Annotated in this window: 22 protein-coding genes; 16 read left to right on the top strand and 6 right to left on the bottom strand. The window is 71.6% G+C overall.

Annotation, left to right across the window (positions count from 1 at the left end; translation table 11 throughout):
• Positions 1-110 precede the first annotated feature (110 nt).
• A complete protein-coding gene (locus tag ETD96_RS06060; RefSeq protein ID WP_138635278.1) occupies positions 111-314 on the bottom strand; it encodes a hypothetical protein in 204 nt (67 codons plus the stop codon).
• Positions 315-431: 117 nt separating this feature from the next.
• Positions 432-962, bottom strand: coding sequence for a redoxin domain-containing protein (locus ETD96_RS06065; protein WP_138635279.1), 531 nt, complete (start codon positions 960-962; stop codon positions 432-434).
• A gap of 210 nt (positions 963-1,172) precedes the next feature.
• Here ETD96_RS06065 and ETD96_RS06070 point away from each other — a divergent pair, with 210 nt between their 5' ends.
• Together ETD96_RS06070 and ETD96_RS06075 are read left to right on the top strand one after the other, a co-directional pair.
• Positions 1,173-1,970, top strand: coding sequence for a maleylpyruvate isomerase family mycothiol-dependent enzyme (locus tag ETD96_RS06070; protein WP_138635280.1), 798 nt, complete (start codon positions 1,173-1,175; stop codon positions 1,968-1,970).
• A gap of 149 nt (positions 1,971-2,119) precedes the next feature.
• Positions 2,120-3,004 carry an MHYT domain-containing protein gene (locus ETD96_RS06075; protein ID WP_138635281.1) on the top strand — a complete coding sequence of 295 codons (885 nt, stop codon included), beginning with the start codon at positions 2,120-2,122 and terminating at the stop codon, positions 3,002-3,004.
• A gap of 4 nt (positions 3,005-3,008) precedes the next feature.
• Here ETD96_RS06075 and ETD96_RS06080 read toward each other — a convergent pair whose 3' ends face one another.
• The gene (locus ETD96_RS06080; RefSeq protein WP_138635282.1) at positions 3,009-3,500 is read right to left on the bottom strand and encodes a nuclear transport factor 2 family protein; all 492 of its coding nucleotides are present in this window, start codon (positions 3,498-3,500) and stop codon (positions 3,009-3,011) included.
• The gene (locus tag ETD96_RS06085; RefSeq protein ID WP_138635283.1) at positions 3,497-4,372 is read right to left on the bottom strand and encodes a TIGR03619 family F420-dependent LLM class oxidoreductase; all 876 of its coding nucleotides are present in this window, start codon (positions 4,370-4,372) and stop codon (positions 3,497-3,499) included. The genes ETD96_RS06080 and ETD96_RS06085 overlap by 4 nt, the downstream gene beginning before the upstream one ends.
• A 178-nt stretch (positions 4,373-4,550) precedes the next feature.
• Here ETD96_RS06085 and ETD96_RS06090 point away from each other — a divergent pair, with 178 nt between their 5' ends.
• Positions 4,551-5,498: an IclR family transcriptional regulator gene (locus ETD96_RS06090; RefSeq protein ID WP_240807293.1), complete on the top strand. Its 948-nt coding sequence runs from the start codon at positions 4,551-4,553 to the stop codon at positions 5,496-5,498.
• Positions 5,499-5,544: 46 nt separating this feature from the next.
• On the opposite strand, the gene ETD96_RS06095 is transcribed toward ETD96_RS06090, so the two are convergent.
• Complete coding sequence (locus tag ETD96_RS06095; RefSeq protein ID WP_138635284.1) at positions 5,545-6,144, bottom strand: flavin reductase family protein; 600 nt, start codon at positions 6,142-6,144, stop codon at positions 5,545-5,547.
• Between the two features lie 339 nt (positions 6,145-6,483).
• Between ETD96_RS06095 and ETD96_RS06100 the strand changes: the two genes are divergently transcribed.
• Genes ETD96_RS06100 through ETD96_RS06115 form a run of 4 tightly spaced genes read left to right on the top strand, consistent with a single transcriptional unit; the run spans position 6,484 to position 11,237 of the window.
• Positions 6,484-7,353: an alpha/beta fold hydrolase gene (locus ETD96_RS06100; protein WP_138635285.1), complete on the top strand. Its 870-nt coding sequence runs from the start codon at positions 6,484-6,486 to the stop codon at positions 7,351-7,353.
• Entirely contained in the window at positions 7,350-9,020 is a 1,671-nt protein-coding gene (locus ETD96_RS06105) for an FAD-binding protein (protein ID WP_138635286.1), read from the top strand. Before ETD96_RS06100 ends, ETD96_RS06105 begins: the two co-directional genes overlap by 4 nt.
• Positions 9,017-10,030: a ferredoxin--NADP reductase gene (locus ETD96_RS06110; protein WP_138635287.1), complete on the top strand. Its 1,014-nt coding sequence runs from the start codon at positions 9,017-9,019 to the stop codon at positions 10,028-10,030. The genes ETD96_RS06105 and ETD96_RS06110 overlap by 4 nt, the downstream gene beginning before the upstream one ends.
• Before the next feature lie 22 nt (positions 10,031-10,052).
• On the top strand, positions 10,053-11,237 hold the full coding sequence (locus tag ETD96_RS06115) for an acyl-CoA dehydrogenase family protein (RefSeq protein ID WP_138635288.1): 1,185 nt from the start codon (positions 10,053-10,055) through the stop codon (positions 11,235-11,237).
• An 82-nt stretch (positions 11,238-11,319) separates the two neighbouring features.
• On the opposite strand, the gene ETD96_RS06120 is transcribed toward ETD96_RS06115, so the two are convergent.
• The gene (locus tag ETD96_RS06120; RefSeq protein WP_138635289.1) at positions 11,320-12,156 is read right to left on the bottom strand and encodes an SDR family NAD(P)-dependent oxidoreductase; all 837 of its coding nucleotides are present in this window, start codon (positions 12,154-12,156) and stop codon (positions 11,320-11,322) included.
• Between the two features lie 146 nt (positions 12,157-12,302).
• Here ETD96_RS06120 and ETD96_RS06125 point away from each other — a divergent pair, with 146 nt between their 5' ends.
• From ETD96_RS06125 to ETD96_RS06165, 9 genes are all read left to right on the top strand, one after another.
• Complete coding sequence (locus ETD96_RS06125; RefSeq protein WP_138635290.1) at positions 12,303-13,214, top strand: VOC family protein; 912 nt, start codon at positions 12,303-12,305, stop codon at positions 13,212-13,214.
• A 5-nt stretch (positions 13,215-13,219) separates the two neighbouring features.
• Positions 13,220-14,692 carry an FAD-dependent oxidoreductase gene (locus tag ETD96_RS06130; RefSeq protein WP_138635291.1) on the top strand — a complete coding sequence of 491 codons (1,473 nt, stop codon included), beginning with the start codon at positions 13,220-13,222 and terminating at the stop codon, positions 14,690-14,692.
• Positions 14,693-14,702: 10 nt separating this feature from the next.
• The gene (locus tag ETD96_RS06135; protein ID WP_138635292.1) at positions 14,703-15,584 is read left to right on the top strand and encodes an LLM class F420-dependent oxidoreductase; all 882 of its coding nucleotides are present in this window, start codon (positions 14,703-14,705) and stop codon (positions 15,582-15,584) included.
• An 11-nt stretch (positions 15,585-15,595) separates the two neighbouring features.
• Positions 15,596-16,045, top strand: coding sequence for a nuclear transport factor 2 family protein (locus ETD96_RS06140; protein ID WP_171068880.1), 450 nt, complete (start codon positions 15,596-15,598; stop codon positions 16,043-16,045).
• Positions 16,038-16,844 (top strand): SDR family NAD(P)-dependent oxidoreductase, encoded by an 807-nt coding sequence (locus ETD96_RS06145; protein ID WP_138635294.1) that lies wholly within the window; start codon positions 16,038-16,040, stop codon positions 16,842-16,844. Before ETD96_RS06140 ends, ETD96_RS06145 begins: the two co-directional genes overlap by 8 nt.
• A gap of 636 nt (positions 16,845-17,480) precedes the next feature.
• Entirely contained in the window at positions 17,481-17,678 is a 198-nt protein-coding gene (locus tag ETD96_RS06150) for a DUF397 domain-containing protein (protein ID WP_138635295.1), read from the top strand.
• 272 nt (positions 17,679-17,950) lie between these two features.
• A complete protein-coding gene (locus tag ETD96_RS06155; RefSeq protein WP_138635296.1) occupies positions 17,951-18,208 on the top strand; it encodes a hypothetical protein in 258 nt (85 codons plus the stop codon).
• Complete coding sequence (locus ETD96_RS06160; RefSeq protein ID WP_138635297.1) at positions 18,177-18,695, top strand: DUF6879 family protein; 519 nt, start codon at positions 18,177-18,179, stop codon at positions 18,693-18,695. Before ETD96_RS06155 ends, ETD96_RS06160 begins: the two co-directional genes overlap by 32 nt.
• 9 nt (positions 18,696-18,704) lie before the next feature.
• Positions 18,705-19,553, top strand: a complete 849-nt coding sequence (locus tag ETD96_RS06165; protein ID WP_138635298.1) for a helix-turn-helix domain-containing protein — start codon at positions 18,705-18,707, stop codon at positions 19,551-19,553.
• Positions 19,554-19,598 lie beyond the last annotated feature (45 nt).

Consider the following 19,598-nt stretch of genomic DNA (forward strand, 5'->3'; position numbering starts at 1 on the left):
CAGGGGGAGTGCGGGGAGTGCGGGGGAACGCCGGTGCCGGCGCGCGGCCGCCCTCGCCCGAGAGCGGCCGCACCCGGTGCCGGGCGGGTGTCACACCCGCCCGCGCGTCATCAGCAGTAGTTCTTGTTGTAGCTGTACCAGGGGCCGCAGTGGACCGTGCAGTCACCGCTCGTCGAGCAGGTGCGGCCGAAGCAGACCCCGCCCATGGTCTTGTACTGCATCCAGGAGTCCGGCGGGCAGCCGGCGTCGGCGGTGGCGGTGGGGAGCATCCCCTCGATGGCGCGGGTGACGCGCCGGGTCACGCTCTGGAGCATGGTTCCTCCTTGTGGTGGGGGTGACTGATTCCGCGCACGGGCGGGTACCGCCGAGTAAAAGGGTGGATCGCGGCGGAGGGTGCCCGTGGGGTATTCGGTAGCGGCTTTTCCGGAGCGCTAAGAAGTGACCAGTTCGGTACGCAGAGCGGCGATGCCCGCGCCCGCCGAGGTCACCATTCCATCGGCTCCGTACCAGGCATAGGTCGGGTAATTCTTGGCGCCGTACCGGCGCGACAGCTCGGCGTTCGCGTCCTCGGTGATCACGAGGTCCATCACCTCGTCCAGCGCCGCGGCCAGGTCGCTGCCGGCCGCGCCGTCCCCGTGGACGATCGCCAGCGAGACGCCCCCGCCGGCGCGCAGCCGCTCGGCGTGCCCGGCGAACAGCGGCACCGAGTCGACGCAGGCCTTGCAGGTCAGGGAGAAGATGCCGACCAGGGTCTCGCGGCCGAGCAGGGTCCGCTCGGTCACCGGGGTGCCGTCCGCGGCGCGGGCGGAGAAGGCCGGGATGCGGTCGATCATCCGGACGCCGCCGGCGGCCCGCGCGGCGGGCGGCCCGGCCGCCTCCGCCAGTTCCCGCCACCGCCGCAGCATGATCAGCAGAATCGCCAGGTTGAGCACGCTGACGATACCGACCAGTACGAGTCCCACTGATGCGAATATCACGACAGGCGTCCTTTCCCATAACCTGGGTCACCGGTCGGCCGCGGCCACTCGCCCATGATCACCTAGGAATGATCATTAAGCAATACCCGATTTCGGACGCGGCGCCGCGGCGGGGATAAATGCCCGCTGTGCCATCATCGTCGCAACGCGTTCGACGCCTGGCCGCGAGGCCCGGGCGGCCGATGGAGGGCTGACATGAACGACGCGATGCGCGCCAACACCGCCGCCTACGAGCAGACGATCCGCTCCTCCCTCGCGCTCGCCGCGACGCTCGGCGAGGACGACTGGGACCGCCCCACCGAATGCCCGGGCTGGACGGTCAAGGACCAGTTCGCCCACCTGGCGGGGGTGGAGCTGAGCATCCTCGGCGATCCCGGGCCCGAGGTCGAGCTGCCCGAGTTCGCGCACGTCCGCAACGACTTCGGGCGGGTCATGGAGGCCCAGGTGCACGCGCGGCGCCCGGTCCCGGGCCCGGCCGTGGCGGCGGAGCTGGCGGCCGCCCTCGACCGCCGGCTGGCCGAGCTCCCGTCCATCGACCCCGACCGCGTCGTCATGTGCCCGGACGGCAAGGAGGGCCCCTACTCGCGCTTCATGGAGTTCCGGGCCATGGACTGCTGGACGCACGAGCAGGACGTCCGCCGCGCGACCGGCCGCCCCGGCAACCTGGACGCCCCGGCGGCGCGCTGCTTCTGGGACCTGCTCAGCGCCGCGCTGCCGTTCCTGGTCGCCCGCCGCGCGAAGGCGGCGCCGGGCGAGTCCGTCGGGCTCACGATCTCCGGCCCGCCCGACTTCGCGGTGGCCGTCGAGGTCGACGCGGACGGCCGCGCCGCCTGGACGTCCGGGGGCCCGCACACCGCCGAGCTGGCGATGGACTGGGAGAGCTACGTCCGGCTGGCCGCCGGGCGCTGCGGCCCCGGCGACGTCTCCGTGACCGTCTCGGGCGACCGCGACCTGGCCGCGCGGCTGCTGGCGGTCATGGCCGTCACGCCCTGACGCGGCACGCTCCGGCGTCCTTGACGACACCTGCCGGTCGTCCGATATCGGCCAGAACCACACTCGGTTTTCTGCCGGGATTCGGCTGATCTGCGCTGGTCAGCGTGCCATGATGCGGCGGTCGCGGTTGGAACGTTCCGGGGGAGCCCATGACCGAGGTCCACCACTTCTCCTACGGCCTGGTCACACCGGTGGCCGCCTACCTCATGTCCTTCGTCGGCTCGCTGCTCGGGCTGCTGTGCACGGCGCGGGCGCGGGCCACCGCCGGCCGGTCCCGGGCGTCCTGGCTCGGCCTCGCGGCGCTGGCCATCGGCGGCACGGGGATCTGGGTCATGCACTTCATCGCGATGCTCGGCTTCAGCATCCCGGACACCGAGATCCGCTACGACGTGCCGCTCACCCTGCTGAGCTGCGCGACCGCGATCGCGGTCGTCGCGGTCGGGCTGTTCATCGTCGGCTTCGCGGGGGAGGGCACGCCGGTGGTCGTCACGGGCGGCGTGCTCACCGGTATCGGCGTGGCGAGCATGCACTACACCGGCATGACGGCGATGAAGATGGGCGGCGACATCGGCTACCAGCCCGGCCTCGTCGCGCTGTCGGTGGTGATCGCCCTCGTCGCGGCCACCGCGGCGCTGTGGTTCGCGCTCAAGGTGCGCGGCCTGCTGCCGACCGCCGGCGCCGCGCTGATCATGGGCGTCGCGGTGACCGGGATGCACTACGTCGGGATGGCCGCCATGCGCATCACGCTGCACGAGCACGCGCACGGCACGCCCCGGGGCGGTGTGGAGCCGACCGACTTCCTGCTGCCGCTCGTCGGCGGCGTCGGCGCGGTCGCGACCGTCCTGCTGATCATCATCGCGATGGCGCCCGGGGAGGACGAGATGCGCGTCGAGGCCCAGCTCCAGGCGCGGCTGGCGGTCCACCGGCAGCGCCCGCGGCCGAGCGCCCCCGCCGACCACGCCGGCACCGCGGACGCCGCCGAGCGGGGCCGCACCGCCGGCGAGTGGTTCGGCGGCGGCGCGCCCCCGCGCTGACGCCTCAGCGGTGGCGGACGGCGCCCGGGAAGTGCGAGGCGAGGAGGTCGGGGGACTCCTCGCGCCCGTCCAGGACCCGGTTGGTGCGGCCGACGGCGCGCCAGCCCCGGCCGGTGCGGCGCAGGCGCCAGTGGTTGGCGGTCGCGCGGCGCAGCACGAAGCCGTCCTTGTTGACGATCATGAGGGTGTAGCCGACGGCGGTGGCCTCGTCGCCGTCCACGGTGACGTGCGGCGGGCCGACGACGTGGGCGCAGCCGCCGGAGATCCAGCGCTGGTGGTTGCCGGACCGGACCATCGCCTCGATCTCGTCCGCGCCGCGCATGAGGATCTCGTCCACGTCGTAGACGCCGTCCTCCTCCCACAGGCCGGCGACCTCGGCGGCGCAGCCGCTGTCGACGAGCGGGCCGTAGGACAGGATCAGCCGGGTGATCTCCCGCTCGTCCTCCAGCGCGCGCAGGCGATTCTCCAGGGCGGCCAGGCGGTCCTCGACGGTCACGGCTTCTCCTCGAAGGTCAGCCCGTAGGCGCCGGACAGCTCGCGCAGCGCGGCGAGCTGCTCGCAGTAGTGCTCGGCGGACGAGGACGCGAACTTGACGCCCGCGATGGTCGCGCCCGCCTCGCGGAGCCGGGCCAGGGCGGTCCCGGCGGCCTCCGGGTCGCCCAGCGGGTCCAGCGGGCGGGACGGGGCGAGCACCACGTCGAACCCGGACGGGACGTCGGCGCCGGCGAGCATCTCGGCGAGCGTCTTCAGCGGCAGCCCGAACGGGACCCAGCCGTCGGCGGTCAGCGCGCGGCGCAGGGAGCGCCCCGACCGGCCGCCGATCCACAGCGGGAGCCGCTCCTGGACGGCGTGCGGCTCTACGACCAGGCCCTCGAAGGCGTAGTGCGGGCCGCGGTACTCGGGGACGCGCCGCCCGAGGGCGGCCCGGAGTGCGGCGAGCGCGTCGTCGGCGCGGGCGCCGCGCCCGGCGAAGGGCGCGCCGAGCAGGTCGAACTCCTCCTCCAGGCTGCCGACGCCGAGCCCGAGCACGAGCCGGCCGCCGCTGACCCGGTCGAGCGTCCCGTACCGCTTGGCGATGGCGAGCGGGTGGTGGTAACCGAGCACGAGGACCTGCGTGGCGAGCCGGATCCGGGACGTCCGGGCGGCGAGGTAGCCGAACGTGGCGAGCGGGTCCCAGTAGACGCCGCCGCGCTGCTCGGCCGCCTCGGCGGGGACGGCGACGTGCTCGCTGCAGGTGACGTGGTGGTAGCCGAGGCGGTCGGCCGCCTCCGCGATCCGGGCGATCTCCTCGATTCCCGCGTCCCGCTCCCATGCGGCGTTGCCGGGCGGCGGCTGCGCCACCACCGGCGTGACGATACCGACACGCATCGTTGCTCCCCTCCTCGGCAGGAAAACGTTCTATCACGGGGTTCGCGGCGCCCCGGGCGGCGGATCCCGCAGGGTGGACTTCGCTGACCTGGTCTTATGGGGGGTCTTCCCATGGCAACAAGCGGTTGCTACATTCCAGGTAACAAGAATTCATTTCAGTCATGTTCTGGGAGGTGCGATGACCGAGGCGATGATTCGCGGGGCAGCGACGCCGGAGGCCATGACGGCGGAGGGCCTCACGGGTCCGGAGCTGAGCGGCGCGCGGCGGGAGTCGCCGCCGTCGATGATCGAGCGGATGACGCTGATCCTGGACGCGTTCAACGGGCCCACCGCCCGGCTGACCCTGGAGGACGTCGCGCGCCGCACCCGGCTGCCGCGCTCGACCGCGCACCGCATCCTGGACCAGCTCGTCCGGCAGCGCTGGCTCGCGCACCACTCGTTCGGCTACGGCCTCGGCCAGCGCGCCCTCGGCCTCGGCGGGCAGGACGGCGGGCACGGCAAGATCCGCGAGGCGGCGGCGCCGCTGCTGCACGAGCTGCAGGTCACCACCGGGCTCGTCGCGCACCTGGCCGTGCTGGACGGCGCCGAGGTCTTCTACCTGGACAAGCTCGGCGGGCGCCTCGCCACCTCGGTGCCGTCGCGGGTCGGCGGGCGCGCCCCGGCGCACTGCACCGCGCTCGGCAAGGCGATGCTGGCCTGGCTGGAGCCCGAGCAGGTCGACGCGCTGCTCGGCCCGGAGATCACCCGGTTCACCAACCGGACGATCGGCGAGCTCGGCACGCTGCACCAGGAGCTGCACCGCATCCGGCAGCGCCGCGGGCTGGCGTTCGAGCGCGGCGAGTCGTTCCCCGGCATCGCCTGCGTCGCCGCCGCGATCCGCAGCGCCGAGGGCCCGGTCGCCGGCATCTCGCTGGTCGGCGACATCCGGACGCCGCTGGAGAACGTCGCCCCGCTGGTGGTCACCGCCGCCCGCGAGACCGCCCAGATCCTCTTCCCCGGCTCGGCGCCCGGCGCCGAGCGCCCGCGCGGCCGGCGCGGGATCCGCCGCGCCGGCGAGGCGCCGACCTGGTCGCCGGAGACGATGAACCGGCTGCTCGCCGTGGACGGACGCGGCGATTGGATGTGAGCGGCCCCGGAGACGGCGCCCGGCGCCGCGGTGCCGGGGGCGGGGCTCAGCCCCAGCCCCACCGGTCGCCGAGGCCCCAGGGGTCCGGGGCGATCGGCGCGTCCGGCTCGCCGACGCCGAACCGGCTGCGGAAGAACACCATCGGCCGCCGCCACGCGCCGTCCCGGACGTCGTGCCGCTCGACCTGGAGCACCCGCCCGATCACCACCTCGTGGTCGCCGGCCTCGTGCACGTCGTGGACGACGGCGTGAACGGCCAGCAGGACGTCCGGCAGCGTGGGCGCGCCCCACGCGGACACGCCCCAGTCCAGCCCCTCGAACTTGGCGCCCCGGCTGGAGCCGAAGCGCTCGCACAGGTCGCGCTGCTCCTCGCCGAGCACGTTGACGCAGAAGTGCTCCGCCGCGCGGATCCGCGGCCAGGACCGGCCGCGCTTGTCCGCGCAGAACAGGATCAGCGGCGGTTCCAGGGACACCGACGCGAACGACTGGCAGGCGAACCCGACCGGTTCGCCGCCCTCGCAGGCCGTGATCACGGTGACCCCGGTCGCGAACTCCGCCATGGCCTTCCGGAACTCCGCCGGGTCCGGCGCGGCGGCGTCGGAGGGCGTGCGGCCGTTCTCTGCGGTCAGCGCTGGCTCGGCAGGCATCTGTTCCCCTCGGGGCTCGGTGGGCGGGACGGTCCCCGTCAGCGTCCCTCGTCGTCGACGTCCAGGTTCAACAACAACATGTCCGTGAACAATGCCCTATAAGCAGCAATGTCCGATAAGCAGGGTCGGAGCGGTGCCGTTCCCGGCGCCGGTCGAGGCCGACCGTAGGCATGCCCCGGACGGCCGGCGCGCACCGATCCCGATGAGTGGAAGCGCGCGCGGAGGCGCCCCCGGACGGCCCCGCTGAGACCCGCGTCCCGCTGATCGGGATCCGCGGGGTGACCTTGCCCCGACCAGAATTACGTTCACGTCAAGCCACCGTCGAAGGACTGGGAGATCATGCCTGCGGAGCTGACCTACGAGTCGACGTTGCGCGAGCTCGCCACCGACCAGGGCGTCCTGCGCTACCACGAGGCCGGCGACGGCCCGCCGCTGCTGATGCTGCACGGGTCCGGTCCCGGCGTGACCGGCTGGCGCAACTTCCGCGGCAACCTCGCCCGGTTCGCCGAGCACTTCCGGTGCCTGGTCCTGGAGTTCCCCGGGTTCGGGGTCAGCGACCCGACCGACGAGCACCCGATGACGGCCGCTGGCGGTTCGGTGATCCGCTTCCTGGACGGCCTCGGCCTGTCCCAGGTCGACGTGATCGGCAACTCCATGGGCGGCATCATCGGCGCCCAGGTGGCGCTGGAGCACCCCGACCGCGTCGGCCGCCTCGTCACGATCGGCGGCATCGGCCGGAACGTCTTCAGCCCGTCGCCGGGCGAGGGCATCAAGCTGCTGATGGAGTTCACCGACGAGCCGAGCCGCGAGCGCCTCGTCCGCTGGCTGCACTCGATGGTTTACAACCCGCGGATTGTTACCGAGGAGATGATCGAGGAGCGCTGGCGGCAGGCCACCGACCCCGAGACCCTCGCCGCCGCGCGCCGCATGTACGGGTCGAAGGCGATGGCCGCCCGCGCCAAGGCGATGGCCGCCTCCGACGAGCCGCCCTACTGGGCGATGCTCCACAGGCTCAAGGCCAAGACCCTCATCACGTGGGGCCGGGACGACCGGGTCAGCCCGGTCGACATGGCGCTCATCCCCATGCGGACGATCCCCGACGTCCAGGTGAACATCTTCCCGAACTGCGGGCACTGGGTGATGATCGAGCAGAAGGCCGCGTGGGAGAGCGCCGTCCTCGCCTTCCTGACGACCAAGGAGCAGGGATGAGCGACGGCGTGGAGTGGGACCACGAGTACGACCTCGTCATCGTCGGCAGCGGCGGCGGCGGGATGACCGCCGCCCTCACCGCGCACGACGTCGGCATGTCCGCGCTGATCGTCGAGAAGGGCAAGCGGTTCGGCGGCTCCACCGCCGTCTCCGGCGGCGGCATCTGGATCCCGAACAACCCGACGCTGAAGGCGCGCGGCCACGACGACAGCCGCGAGTCGATCCGCGCCTACCTGGACGAGCTCACGCAGGGCCGCGTCCCTGGGGAGCGCCTGGACGCCTTCATCGACAACGGCCCCGCCGCGATGGAGCTCATCGGCAAGAGCAAGTGGATGCAGTTCTTCTGGACGAAGGGCTACGCCGACTACCACCCCGAGTACGAGGGCGGCCGCCCGCTCGGCCGGTCCATCGAGGCCAAGCCGTTCGACACCCGCAAGCTCGGCGAGGACGAGAAGTACCAGCGGCCGAACAGCATGAAGGGCCCGCTCGGCCTGTGGATCACCGCGAAGGACTACCACGACCTCGCGATGGCCAAGCGCACCTGGGCCGGCCGGCGCGCGTCGCTGGTCGCGGCGTGGCGCGTCTCGTCCAACATGGTCCGCCGTCGGCACATGTCGACCGGCGGCCGGGCCCTCGCCGCCCGGCTCCGGATGGCGCTGAAGGACGCCGGGATCCCGCTCTGGCTGAAGACCACCATGACCGAGCTGGTCACCGACGAGGACGGCCGCGTCACCGGGATCGTCGCGACCCGCGACGGTGAGACGGTCCGCATCCGCGGCCGCAAGGGCGTCCTGCTCGCGACGGGCGGGTTCGACCACAACCAGGAGATGCGCGACAAGTACCTCCCGAAGGGCGGCCAGGAGGACTTCGCGATGGGCGCCCGCGAGAACACCGGCGACGGCATCCGCGCCGGCGAGAGCGTCGGCGGCGCCCTGGACCTGATGGACGACGCCTGGTGGATGCCGGCCGTCCGGCACCCGGCCGGCGCGGTCATCCCGCTGCTGTCGGAGCGGTGCATCCCGCGGTCGGTGATCGTCGGCCAGGACGGCCGCCGGTTCACCAACGAGTCGGCCCCCTACGTCAACTTCGTGCACGACCAGCTCGAGGGCGGGCACGTCCCGTGCTGGTTCGTGATGGACGCCAAGGCCCGCGCCCGCTACCCGTTCGCGCAGATCCTGCCGGGCGCGCCGATCCCGAAGGCGTTCTACGACAAGGGCATCGCGTTCAAGGCCGACTCGCTGGAGGAGCTCGCCGGGAAGATCGGCGTCCCGGCGGACGCGCTGGCCGACACCGTCCAGAAGTTCAACGGGTACGCCCGCGCGGGCAAGGACCCCGAGTTCGGCCGCGGCGACTCCGCCTACGACCGCTACTACGGCGACCCCAACCTGAAGAACCCGAACCTGGACGTCATCGAGGGCGGCCCCTACTACGGCTTCCGGATGGAGGTCGGCGACCTCGGCACCAAGGGCGGCCTCGTGTCGGACGAGCACGCCCGCGTCCTGCGCGAGGACGGCTCCGTCATCGAGGGCCTGTACGTGACGGGCAACTCGTCGGCGTCGGTGATGGGCAACGAGTACGCCGGCCCCGGCGCGACGATCGGCCCGTCCATCGTGTTCGGCTACATCGCGGCGCGGCACGCCGCCGGAAAGGCCCCGGAACGGTCATGACGGCTCTGAAGGCGCGGGTGGTGGAGGTCGTCCGCGAGACGGCCGACGCGCACTCGCTCGTCCTCGAACCCGCCGAGGGCGACCGGGACCGGTTCGCCTACCGCCCCGGGCAGTTCCTCACGGTCCGGGTCCCGGCCGAGGACGGCTGGGCGGCGCGCTGCTACTCGCTGTGCAGCTCGCCGCTCACCGACGACCGGCTGAAGGTCACGGTCAAGCGGGTCGCCGGCGGTCTCGGGTCCAACTGGATCTGCGACAACGTCACCGCCGGCGACGTGCTGGAGGTGCTGCGCCCGGCGGGGACGTTCACCCCGGCGTCGCTCGACGAGGACCTGCTGCTCGTCGCGGGCGGCAGCGGCATCACCCCGGTGATGTCGATCCTGAAGTCGTGCCTGGCCGGCGGGACCGGCAAGGTCGCGCTGCTGTACGCGAACCGGGACGAGAAGTCGGTGATCTTCGCGGCGGAGCTGCGGGAGCTGACCGAGCGGCACCCCGACCGGCTCACCGTCGTCCACCTGCTGGAGTCGGTGCAGGGGCTGCCGACCCCGGCCGTCCTGCGGTCGCTGGCCGCGCCCTACACCGGGCGGCAGGCGTTCGTGTGCGGACCCGAGATCTTCATGGACCTCGTCACCGGCACGTTCACCGACCTCGGCGTCCGCGTCCACGTCGAGCGCTTCTTCTCGCTGGAGAACGACCCCTTCGAGGAGCCCGAGGACCCCCCGGAGGACACCGGGGACGCCGGCGAGGTCGAGGTCGAGATGGACGGGGAGACCCGCACCGTCCCCTGGGCGAAGTCGGAGCGCCTCCTCGACGCGCTGCTGCGCGCCGGCGTCGACGCCCCGTTCTCCTGCCGGGAGGGCAACTGCTCGGCCTGCGCCTGCATCCGGCTGGAGGGCGAGGTCACCCTGGACGCCAACACGGTCCTCGACGAGCAGGATCTCGCCGACGGCCTCATCCTCGCCTGTCAGGCGAGGCCGGTCACCGACCGGCTGAAGATCACCTACGACGGCTGAAACACATCACGGGAGACAGGCGATGGCGAACCGCGTGCTTGACACGATCATGGAGAGGGCGGAGCAGATCCGCGAGCTGGGCCCGGCCAACGAGGCCCTCGGCCGGCTGGACGACAAGGCCGCGTCGATCCTGCGGGAGGCCGGCGCGATCCGGCTGCTCCAGCCGAAGGAGTACGGCGGCCTGGAGGTCCACCCCCGCGAGTTCGCCGAGACGGTGATGGGGATCGCGTCCCTGGACGGCTCCACCGGCTGGATCGCCGGCATCGTCGGCGTCCACCCGTGGGAGATGGCCTACGCCGACCCGAAGGTGCGCGAGGAGATCTGGGGCGCCGACCCCGACACCTGGATCGCCTCCCCGTACGCGCCGATGGGCATCGCCCGCCCGGTCGACGGCGGCTACGTCTTCAACGGCCGCTGGCAGTTCTCCTCCGGCACCGACCACTGCGACTGGATCTTCCTCGGCGCGATGCTCGGCGACGACGAGGGCAAGATGGCGCAGCCGCCGCGGTCGCTGCACATGATCCTGCCCCGCTCCGACTACGAGATCGTCGAGGACTCGTGGGACGTCGCCGGGCTGAAGGGCACCGGCAGCAAGGACATCATCGTCAAGGACGCCTTCGTCCCGGCCTACCGGACGCTGGAGTACTCCAAGGTCGTCGACGGGTCCGCGCCGCGCGAGGCGGGGCTGACCAACCCGTCCTACCTGATGCCGTTCTCCTGCGTGTTCCCGCTCGGCATCACCTCCGCGGTGATCGGCATCGCCGAGGGCGCGCTGCACCACCACCTCGCCTACCAGCGCAACCGCGTCCAGATCACCGGCACCAAGATCAAGGACGACCCGTACGTGCTGTACGCGATCAGCGAGGCCGCCGAGGAGATCAAGGCGTCCCGGACCGCGCTGCTCGACAACTGCTCGCGGATGTACGACATGGTCGCCGCCGGGCACGTCCCGACGTTCGCCGAGCGCGCCGCCGGCCGCCGCACCCAGGTGCGCGCCGCGTGGCGGGCCTGCCAGGCGATGAACGAGATCGTCGTCCGCTCGGGCGGCAACGCGATGCGCAACGACAACCCGATCCAGCGCTTCTGGCGGGACGCGCACGTCGGCCTCGCCCACGCGATCCACGTGCCGGGCTCCGTCTACCACGTGAGCGCCCTGACGGACCTGGACATCGAGCCGCCCCAGGGCCCGATGCGCTCGATGATCTGACCGTCCTCCAGATCCCCCCGCCCCCTAGACGGCGTGCCGTGGTCGGAGCGCCTTCACGACCACGGCACGCCTTCCAATCGGGTCAGTCCAGGAGCCCGAGTTCGGCGACGAGCTTGGGCGTCCAGATGACCCGCCCAAGGAACCTCTCGGCCTCCGGGTGCGTGACCAGCCAGACGATGGCCGCGCCCGGAGCCTCCTCCGGCGTCGCCTCGAAGCCCTTGCCCTTGAGGGCGTCGATCCCGCCGCGCGCGGCGCCCGCGTCCGTGACCACGAAGCCGGGGTCGAGGTTAAACGCGCGGATCCCATGCCCCCGGTACTCGGCGTTGACCGCGCCCGCGAGCCGTCCGAACGCCGCCTTGGACGCCGAGTACGCCACGCCCCAGCCGCCCTCGCCGGGTGGCGCCGGCGGGTCGCTGGTGGCCGACCCGGAGCACAGGTTCACGATCGTCCCGCCGCCCTGCTGGACCATCGCCGGGAGGACGGCCTGGAGCAGGACGATCTGGTTCAGGTAGTTGCCTGCGGCGACCTGCTCCGCGACGTCCACGTCCAGGTCGAGGAACCGCTCGTGGGTGCCCGGGATGTGCGCCACCGCGTTGTTGACCAGGACGTCGACCCGTCCCCACGCGTCCAGCACGGTCCGCGCCGCGGCCCGGACGCTGCCGCGGTCGAGCAGGTCCATGCGCACGGGCAGGGCGCGCGCGCCCAGCGCCTCGATCTCCGCCCGCGTCCGCTCCAGGCTGCCGGGGACGGGGATCGCCGCCGCCGTGCCCTGGCGCGGCGGGATCCGGCCCTCGCCCTCCGCGACGGTCCGCGCGGTGAACGCGACGTCGTGCCCGGCGGCGGCCAGCGCGAGCGCCGTCCGCCGGCCGATTCCCCGGCTCGCCCCGGTCACCAGCGCGACCGGTCTCGTTGCTGTCATCACCGGATGATGACACCCGCCGCCCGGCCGGACCGCCGCGCGGTTCTCACTGAGCGGGAAGCCACCGGCACGCCGCCCCGCCGGTTTGGCAGGTTGAGCATGGACCGCCGTCCGCGCGGGCCGCGACACCGAAGGGATCGAGGACAGTGACGCAGATCCGAGGGCTGGGTTATCTCAAGGTCCAGACCCGCCACATCGACCGCTGGCGCGAGTTCGCCCTCGACGGGCTCGGATTCGCCGAGGGAAGCGGCCCGAATCCCGAGGGCCTGTACCTGCGCATGGACGAGCGCCGGTCGCGCCTGCAGGTGCTGCCCGGCGACAGCGACCGGGTGCTGGCCGTGGGCTGGGAGGTCCGCGACCGGTTCGCGCTGGCCGCCGTCCGCGAGGCCGTCGAGAAGTCCGGGACGGCCGTGACGGCGCTGTCGGCCGAGGAGGCCGCGGAGCGCGACGCCGAGGAGGTCATCGCGTTCACCGACCCGGGCGGCACGCCCGTCGAGGTGTTCTTCGGCCCGGTGCTCGACCACAGCCCGGTCCGCACCGGCTTCGCGCAGACGTTCGTCACCGGCCCGATGGGCATGGGCCACGTCGTCCTGCCGACGCCGAACTTCGCCGAGACCGTCACGTTCTACAACGAGGTCCTCGGGTTCCTGCCGCGCGGCGCGATGAAGGTCGGCGGCGGCGCCGTCCGCATCCGCTTCATGGGCGTCAACCAGCGGCACCACAGCCTCGCGATCTGCCCGGCCCCGCACGACGGCGACCCGGGCCTCGTCCACCTGATGGTGGAGGTCGACACCCTCGACGCGGTCGGCATCGCGCTCGACACCGTCAAGGAGAAGGGCTTCTCCATCTCCTCCACGCTCGGCCGGCACACCAACGACAAGATGGTGTCGTTCTACGTCCGGGCCCCCGGCGGCTGGGACGTCGAGTACGGCTGCGAGGGCATGCTCGTGGACGAGACGTACTACACCGCCGAGGAGATCACGAAGGACAGCTACTGGGGCCACGACTGGTCGGGGTCCGAGCCGCTGGCCGCGTTCACCCCGCGGAAGAAGGGCTGACGCCGATGGCCAAGCCCTCGGTGGAGCCGGTCGGCGCCGCGGAGGTGGAGTTCGACCACGAGTGCGACGTGCTCGTGGTCGGCTTCGGAGCGGCCGGCGCCGCCGCGGCGTACGAGGCCGCGGCGGCGGGCGCCGACGTGCTCGTCCTGGAGCGGTCGAGCGGCCCCGGCGGGACGTCCGCGCAGTCCGGCGGGGAGCTGTACCTCGGCGGCGGCACGCGGGTGCAGCAGGCGTGCGGCTTCGACGACACGCCCGACGACATGTTCGCCTTCCTCAAGGCGGCGCTCGGCCCGCACGCCGACGAGGAGAAGCTGCGGCTGTACTGCGACGGCAGCGTGGAGCACTTCGAGTGGTTCCGCGCGCGCGGCGTCCCGTTCAAGGAGAGCCTGTTCGAGGCGCCGTGCTGGATGCCGTACACCGAGGACGGCCTGATGTGGCTCGGTGAGAACGCCTGGCCGTACAACACGATCGCCCGGCCCGCGCCGCGCGGCCACCGGCCGGAGACCCCGATGTTCGCCGGCGGGATCCTGATGGAGAAGCTGATCGCGGCCGTCGCGGAGGCGGGCGCCGTCACCCACCAGGACACCTACGCCACGAACCTCGTCGTGGACGGCTCCGGCCGCGTCACGGGCGTCGTCGCGCGCAAGTTCGCCGACACGGTCGTGTACCGGGCGCGCAAGGGCGTCGTCCTCACCTCCGGCGGGTTCGTCGACAACGAGGAGATGCTCGCCGACCACGCTCCGGTGCTGCTCGGGCACGACAAGGTCAGCGACGGCAGCAGCGACGGGTCCGGCATCCGGATGGCGACCGCGCTCGGCGCCGCGACCCGCCGGATGGCCGCCGTGGAGATCGCGCTCACCGCCAACCCCGCCGTCATCTGCCGGGGCATGCTGGTGGACGGCCTCGGCCGCCGCTTCATCAACGAGGACGTCTACCCGGGCCTGTTCAGCCACCGGGCCGTCCAGCACCAGCCCGGCCCCTACTGGGCGATCATCGACGAGACCGGGCACGACGAGATCTCCGAGGCCGACATGTGGGGCGTCCGCCCCAAGCACGCGGCGGAGACCCTCGCCGAGCTGGAGGAGTCCCTCGGCCTGCCGCCCGGCTCGCTGGAGGCGACCGTCGAGACCTACAACCGGTTCGCGGAGCGGGGCGAGGACCCCTACTTCCACAAGGACCCCAAGTGGCTGCGCCCGCTGAAGGGGCCGTTCGCGGCGATCGACCCGGCGGACGGGTTCTTCGGCGCGGGCAGGCACGGCGCCGGGACGGGCGCCGCCGGGTTCACCCTCGGCGGCCTGGACACCACCGTGGACGGCGAGGTCCGCAACCACTCCGGCGAGCCGATCCCCGGCCTGTACGCGGCGGGGCGCACGGCCGCCGGCATCCACGGCGAGGGCTACATCAGCGGGACGTCCCTCGGCGACGGCACCTTCTTCGGCCGCCGCGCCGGACGGGCCGCCGCAGCATCTTCGAACTGAGAGGTATTGCATGAAGTACGCCGTCCTGCTCCCCGTCGCAGCGGGCGTGACCGCCGATCCGGCCTGGATCGGCGCGTACGTCCGGCACGCCGAGGCCTGCGGCTTCGAGTCGGTCGGCGCGGTCGAGCACGCGGTGGTGGCGAGCGGCTACTCCAGCGTCTACCCGTACGACACGTCCGGGAAGATGGAGCTCGCCGACGACCTGGACATCCCCGACCCGCTGGACCTGCTCGCGTTCCTCGCCGGGCAGACCTCCCGGATCGGGCTCGCCACCGGCGTGCTCGTCCTCCCGAACCACCACCCGGTGGTGCTGGCCAAGCGGCTCGCGACGATCGACGCGCTGTCCGGCGGGCGGCTGCGGCTGGTCGTCGGCATGGGCTGGATGCGCGAGGAGGTCGAGGCGTGCGGCGCCGACTTCGACTCGCGCGGCCGCCGCGCCGACGAGCAGCTCCAGGTGCTGCGCAAGCTGTGGGCCGACACCGCCCCCGAGGGCGCGACCCACGACGGGGAGTTCTTCCAGTTCAAGGGTGCGATGAGCTACCCGAAGCCCGTCCAGGAGGGCGGCGTGCCGATCCACGTCGGCGGCCACACCAAGGCAGCCGCGCGCCGCGCCGGCCGCTACGGCGACGGGCTCCAGCCGCTCGGCGTCGCCGGTGACGGGCTCAAGGCGCTCATCGCGCTGATGCGGGAAGAGGCCGAGAAGAATGACCGCGACCCCGACGCCCTCGAACTGACGCTCGGCCACACCTTCGCCGGGATCACCCCGGAGAAGTCGGAGAGGCTCGCGGCCCGGGGCGCGAGCCGCCTCGTCCTGCGCGGCAACCCGACCACGGACCTGAACGAGGCCAAGGACGAGCTGTCGGCCTGCGCCGAGCGCCTGGGCCTGGCATGACGCTGGGAGTCGTGGACCAGATCGCCCTCGGCGATCTGGTCGCCCGGTACGCCCTCCACGCCGACCGCCGCGAGATCGACGCGATGGCGTCCCTGTTCACCGAGGACGCCGTGCTCGTCCTGCCCGACGCCCCCGGCGACCTCGACCCGGTGCGCGCCTTCACCGGACGCGAGGAGATCACCGCGACGCTGTCGGTGCTGAACGGCATACCTGTAACGTTCCACGCCCTCGCCGGGCAGGTGTTCGACATCGGCGCCGAGCCCGGCACGGCCACCGGCGAGATCGCCTGCGTCGCCCACCACCTGACGTCCCGCGAGGACGGCAAGGTGTCCGACCTGGTCTGGCACTGCCGCTACACCGACACCTACCGCCTGGACGGCCAGACCTGGCGGATCGCCCGGCGCGAGCAGCGCATCGACTCGATCGAGACCCGTCCCGTCCGGAGGTGGCGCGGTGAGTGAGAGCCCGCGGGTCAGCGTCGTCACGGGCGGCGCGCTCGGCATCGGCGGCGCGATCTCTCGCCGCCTGGCCGCCGGCGGCGACCTGGTGATCCTGAACGACATCGACGCGGACGCCGCCGCCCGCGCCCAGGCCGCCATCGAGGAGGCGGGCGGCCGCTGCGTCACCGTCATCGGCGACATCGTCGAGGACGAGACGATCGCGAACGTCGTGGCGGCGATACCGGGCCACGTCGACGTCCTGGTCAACAACGTGGGCGACTTCCGCCCGGCCGCGCCGTCCTTCCAGGACAGCACGCCCGACCAGTGGCAGCGCCTCTACGAACTGAACCTGCTGCACGTCTTCAAGCTCACCCACGCGCTGCTCCCCGGCATGATCGAGCGGCGGTCCGGGAGCATCGTCAACAACTCTACGGTCGAGGCGTTCCGCGGCATCCCGCAGCACCCGGTGTACTCGGCGTTCAACGCGGGCGTGTCGGCGTTCACCCGCAGCCTCGCCGTGGCGGTCGGCCGGCACGGCGTCCGCGTCAACGCCATCGCCCCCGACCTGGCCAACACAGAGCAGACCCCGGTCGAGTGGATGCGGCGCGGCTACGACGAGGGCCTGGAGCACACCTGGGTCCCGCTGGCCCGCTTCGGCGAGCCCGACGACTACGCCGCCGTCGTCGCGTTCCTGGCGTCCGACGACGCCCGCTTCGTCACCGGCCACACGATCCCGGTGGACGGGGGCACGCTCGCCGCGTCGGGCTGGTTCGTCCGCGCCGACGACCAGGGCTGGACGAACCGCCCCCACCGCGCCTAGCGACGCCAACGCATCAACCAGGCTCTTCCCCGTCGGCCTGGCGCTCGTACTCGTCCCACTGGCTCCCTTCGAGCCGCCGTCGTCCTGAATCTCCACCCGCGGCCGCGCGGACAACGAGAGCAGGGTCACCCGCTGGCGCTGTGCCGGACTGCGTTGGTGGCGACCTCGCAGACCAGCAGGTCCACATCGTCCAGGACACCGCCCGAGCACACCCGCTCGGTGTACACCTTGTCCCACACGATCACTGGGTCACCCCGGCGATCAGTCCGGCCGCCACCGGCGCCGACCGCGCCGGCGTCCGGTGAGCGGCGTCCCACAAGTACGACCACCCCCCCGGTCTTGGACGACGAGCACCGCCACCGACCGCCGCCGCGATACCACCGGCACCGCCAACACGGGCTCGGCTCGCCCGTGCATGTACAACACCGAGCCCCGCCCGAGGCCGCGCAGGCTCACCATCAGCCACGGCGCGTCGTTGGCGGGCGCGAAGTCATGCGGGAGCAGCTTCCTAGAGGAAGAAGCTGACATTTCCAGGTGTAATCGGGTGTTCACGCACCTTCGTGCCGACGCGCTCGGCCCGAGCGCATCCGCTTCCTTGATCGCGGCGGTGAGAGACGGGCATCAAGGAGGAGCAGGATGACCACATCACACCGCACTCAGTGGCGGAAGAGCAGCCGTAGCAGCGGCAACGGTCAGTGTGTCGAGGTCGCCGACCTCTCGGTGGGAATCGGCGTGCGGGACAGCAAGGCCCCTGCCACTGGGCGCCTGAACTTGACCCCCGAGGCCTGGGCGGTCTTCCTGACGCAGGTGAAGACCGGGTACTACGACCGTTGAACCGTCTGCGCCGCTAGCTTCTCTGATGTCCGTCTGCGGGGAGTTTCGTCTGCGGGCACCGGAGATCCGCTCGGGCGGTAAGTCATCCCCATCCTCTAGTTCCCGCAGTGATCGCCCTTGTGCGGCCATCGGCCTTGCGGGTCATTCTTCTGTTCCATTGCGGTGAGCGCTTGTCGTGGTGTTCGCACGGACGCTTGACGGCGGGGGCGGCGGCACGGAGGATCGATCCAGTCGCATGCAAGCCGACGCATGCGCTGGTGCCGGAGGTCAGCATGGCTCTGGAGTTCTACGGCAAGGACGACACCAGCAAGAACCAGGGCTCGCCGGCCGTCTTCCTGGACCGTGCGAGGGGGGAACTCGTGATCCAGGGGTGGACGGAGACCGATGCAGCCGTGCTGGCTGAGATCTCGTCCTACAGCCGCACAGCCGAGAACGAGTCCTCGGTGCGAGTTCCTGCGCGCATGAAGCCGATGATATTGAAGGCCTTGGAGGCGCTCGATGGGGACGCCGCTGACCAACGAGAAGTTTGAAGACCTTCTCGCCGCAGCGACCAGCTCCGCCGTCCACCTTGAGTTGCGTGACGCCTACATGGCGGATGCTGCTTTCGTGGAGTGGCTTGAAACCGGAACCGTGTCCACCGATGCCAACGATGAGTGGTGGATATCGACGGTCGGGAAGGCGGTTTTGAGAGGGGTTGATGTCCGACGGGCGCGGATTGTTTCCGAGCCGCTCTCTGATTACGCTCGCTGGCTCTGGGAATGTACGGCGTCGGTTAACTTGACGGCGGGGGAGCGGGTGCGGTGGCTGCCTCGCCATCGGACCGCCGGCCTGCTGACGCCGCCAAGCGACTTCTGGGTCTTCGACTCTGCCGTCCTTGTATGGAATCACTTCGCCGGGGACGGAGAATGGGCCGGTAACGAAGTGACCCGCGATAAATCCTTGGTCGCACAGTGCTCCACCGCTTTCACGGCCGTGTGGCAGCGGGCGACCGACCACGGTGAGTACCGGCCCTCCTGACGTCCATCCATGTCGATCCCCCCGTCATCATCCATCCAGCGGGCCCGTGAGGCACTGGCCGTCCGGCTGCGGGAGATCCGTCTGGATTCCGGTCTATCGGCCCGGGAGGTGGCGGCCGCGTGCGGCTGGCACGAGTCGAAATGCAGTCGAATGCAGAGCGGTCGGCAGGCCGTTACAGACTCCGACATCAGGGCATGGTGCGCGGCATGCGGAGCAGATGAACGGGTCGCGGCCGAACTGGTGTCGATCAATCGCCAACTCGACTCGGCTTATGTGGAGTGGCGGCGCATGCAGCGTGGCGGCCTGAAGCGCCTGCAGGATGCCGTGATGCCACTGTGGGAGCAAACCGCGAGTTTCAGGATCTACGAGCCGGGTGTTGTGCCCGGCTTTCTGCAGACCGAAGGCTACGCCGGGGCAGTGCTCGCCAGGATAGCCGACTTCTTCTCGCTTCCCGGTGAAGGTGACGAGGCGGCCAAAGCGAGAATCGATCGACAACGGCTGCTCTATGACGGGGGCCGCCGTTTTGCGGTCGTCATCGAGGAGTCGGTGTTGCGCACAAGCTTTGGCGGCGTTGACGTGATGGCCGGACAACTGGGCCATCTGCTCGACATCATGACTCTTCCGTCTGTATCACTCGGCATTATTCCGTTCTCTGTTTTTCGCGCCATGTGGCCGGTCGAGGGTTTTTGGATCCTGGATGAGGAGCAGGTCGTCATCGAGACCGTCTCCGCGAAGATCACAGTGCGGCAGGCCGGCGAACTCGACCTTTACCGGAGAACCTTCTCCGAACTCTCCTCGATGGCGGTTCACGGTCGGGCCGCACGCAGTCTGATCACGGCGGCGATCGCTGCTCTCTGAGTCCGTGTGCAAGTTCACGCAAGTCTCTGGCGTGGTCGATGAGCG

The sequence above is a fragment of the Actinomadura geliboluensis genome (genome assembly GCF_005889745.1).
GTDB classification, from domain to species: Bacteria; Actinomycetota; Actinomycetes; order Streptosporangiales; family Streptosporangiaceae; genus Spirillospora; species Spirillospora geliboluensis.

Excerpts from the sequence above, each read along its gene's own strand:
- ETD96_RS06160 (WP_138635297.1), top strand. The coding sequence starts at position 18,177 with ATGGGGACGCCGCTGACCAACGAGAAGTTTGAAGACCTTCTCGCCGCA.
- ETD96_RS06070 (WP_138635280.1), top strand. The coding sequence starts at position 1,173 with ATGAACGACGCGATGCGCGCCAACACCGCCGCCTACGAGCAGACGATC.
- ETD96_RS06060 (WP_138635278.1), bottom strand. The coding sequence starts at position 314 with ATGCTCCAGAGCGTGACCCGGCGCGTCACCCGCGCCATCGAGGGGATG.
- ETD96_RS06115 (WP_138635288.1), top strand. The coding sequence starts at position 10,053 with ATGGCGAACCGCGTGCTTGACACGATCATGGAGAGGGCGGAGCAGATC.
- ETD96_RS06110 (WP_138635287.1), top strand. The coding sequence starts at position 9,017 with ATGACGGCTCTGAAGGCGCGGGTGGTGGAGGTCGTCCGCGAGACGGCC.
- ETD96_RS06085 (WP_138635283.1), bottom strand. The coding sequence starts at position 4,372 with ATGCGTGTCGGTATCGTCACGCCGGTGGTGGCGCAGCCGCCGCCCGGC.
- ETD96_RS06165 (WP_138635298.1), top strand. The coding sequence starts at position 18,705 with ATGTCGATCCCCCCGTCATCATCCATCCAGCGGGCCCGTGAGGCACTG.
- ETD96_RS06155 (WP_138635296.1), top strand. The coding sequence starts at position 17,951 with ATGGCTCTGGAGTTCTACGGCAAGGACGACACCAGCAAGAACCAGGGC.
- ETD96_RS06120 (WP_138635289.1), bottom strand. The coding sequence starts at position 12,156 with ATGACAGCAACGAGACCGGTCGCGCTGGTGACCGGGGCGAGCCGGGGA.
- ETD96_RS06100 (WP_138635285.1), top strand. The coding sequence starts at position 6,484 with ATGCCTGCGGAGCTGACCTACGAGTCGACGTTGCGCGAGCTCGCCACC.
- ETD96_RS06135 (WP_138635292.1), top strand. The coding sequence starts at position 14,703 with ATGAAGTACGCCGTCCTGCTCCCCGTCGCAGCGGGCGTGACCGCCGAT.
- ETD96_RS06130 (WP_138635291.1), top strand. The coding sequence starts at position 13,220 with ATGGCCAAGCCCTCGGTGGAGCCGGTCGGCGCCGCGGAGGTGGAGTTC.
- ETD96_RS06075 (WP_138635281.1), top strand. The coding sequence starts at position 2,120 with ATGACCGAGGTCCACCACTTCTCCTACGGCCTGGTCACACCGGTGGCC.
- ETD96_RS06090 (WP_240807293.1), top strand. The coding sequence starts at position 4,551 with ATGACCGAGGCGATGATTCGCGGGGCAGCGACGCCGGAGGCCATGACG.
- ETD96_RS06095 (WP_138635284.1), bottom strand. The coding sequence starts at position 6,144 with ATGCCTGCCGAGCCAGCGCTGACCGCAGAGAACGGCCGCACGCCCTCC.
- ETD96_RS06105 (WP_138635286.1), top strand. The coding sequence starts at position 7,350 with ATGAGCGACGGCGTGGAGTGGGACCACGAGTACGACCTCGTCATCGTC.
- ETD96_RS06150 (WP_138635295.1), top strand. The coding sequence starts at position 17,481 with ATGACCACATCACACCGCACTCAGTGGCGGAAGAGCAGCCGTAGCAGC.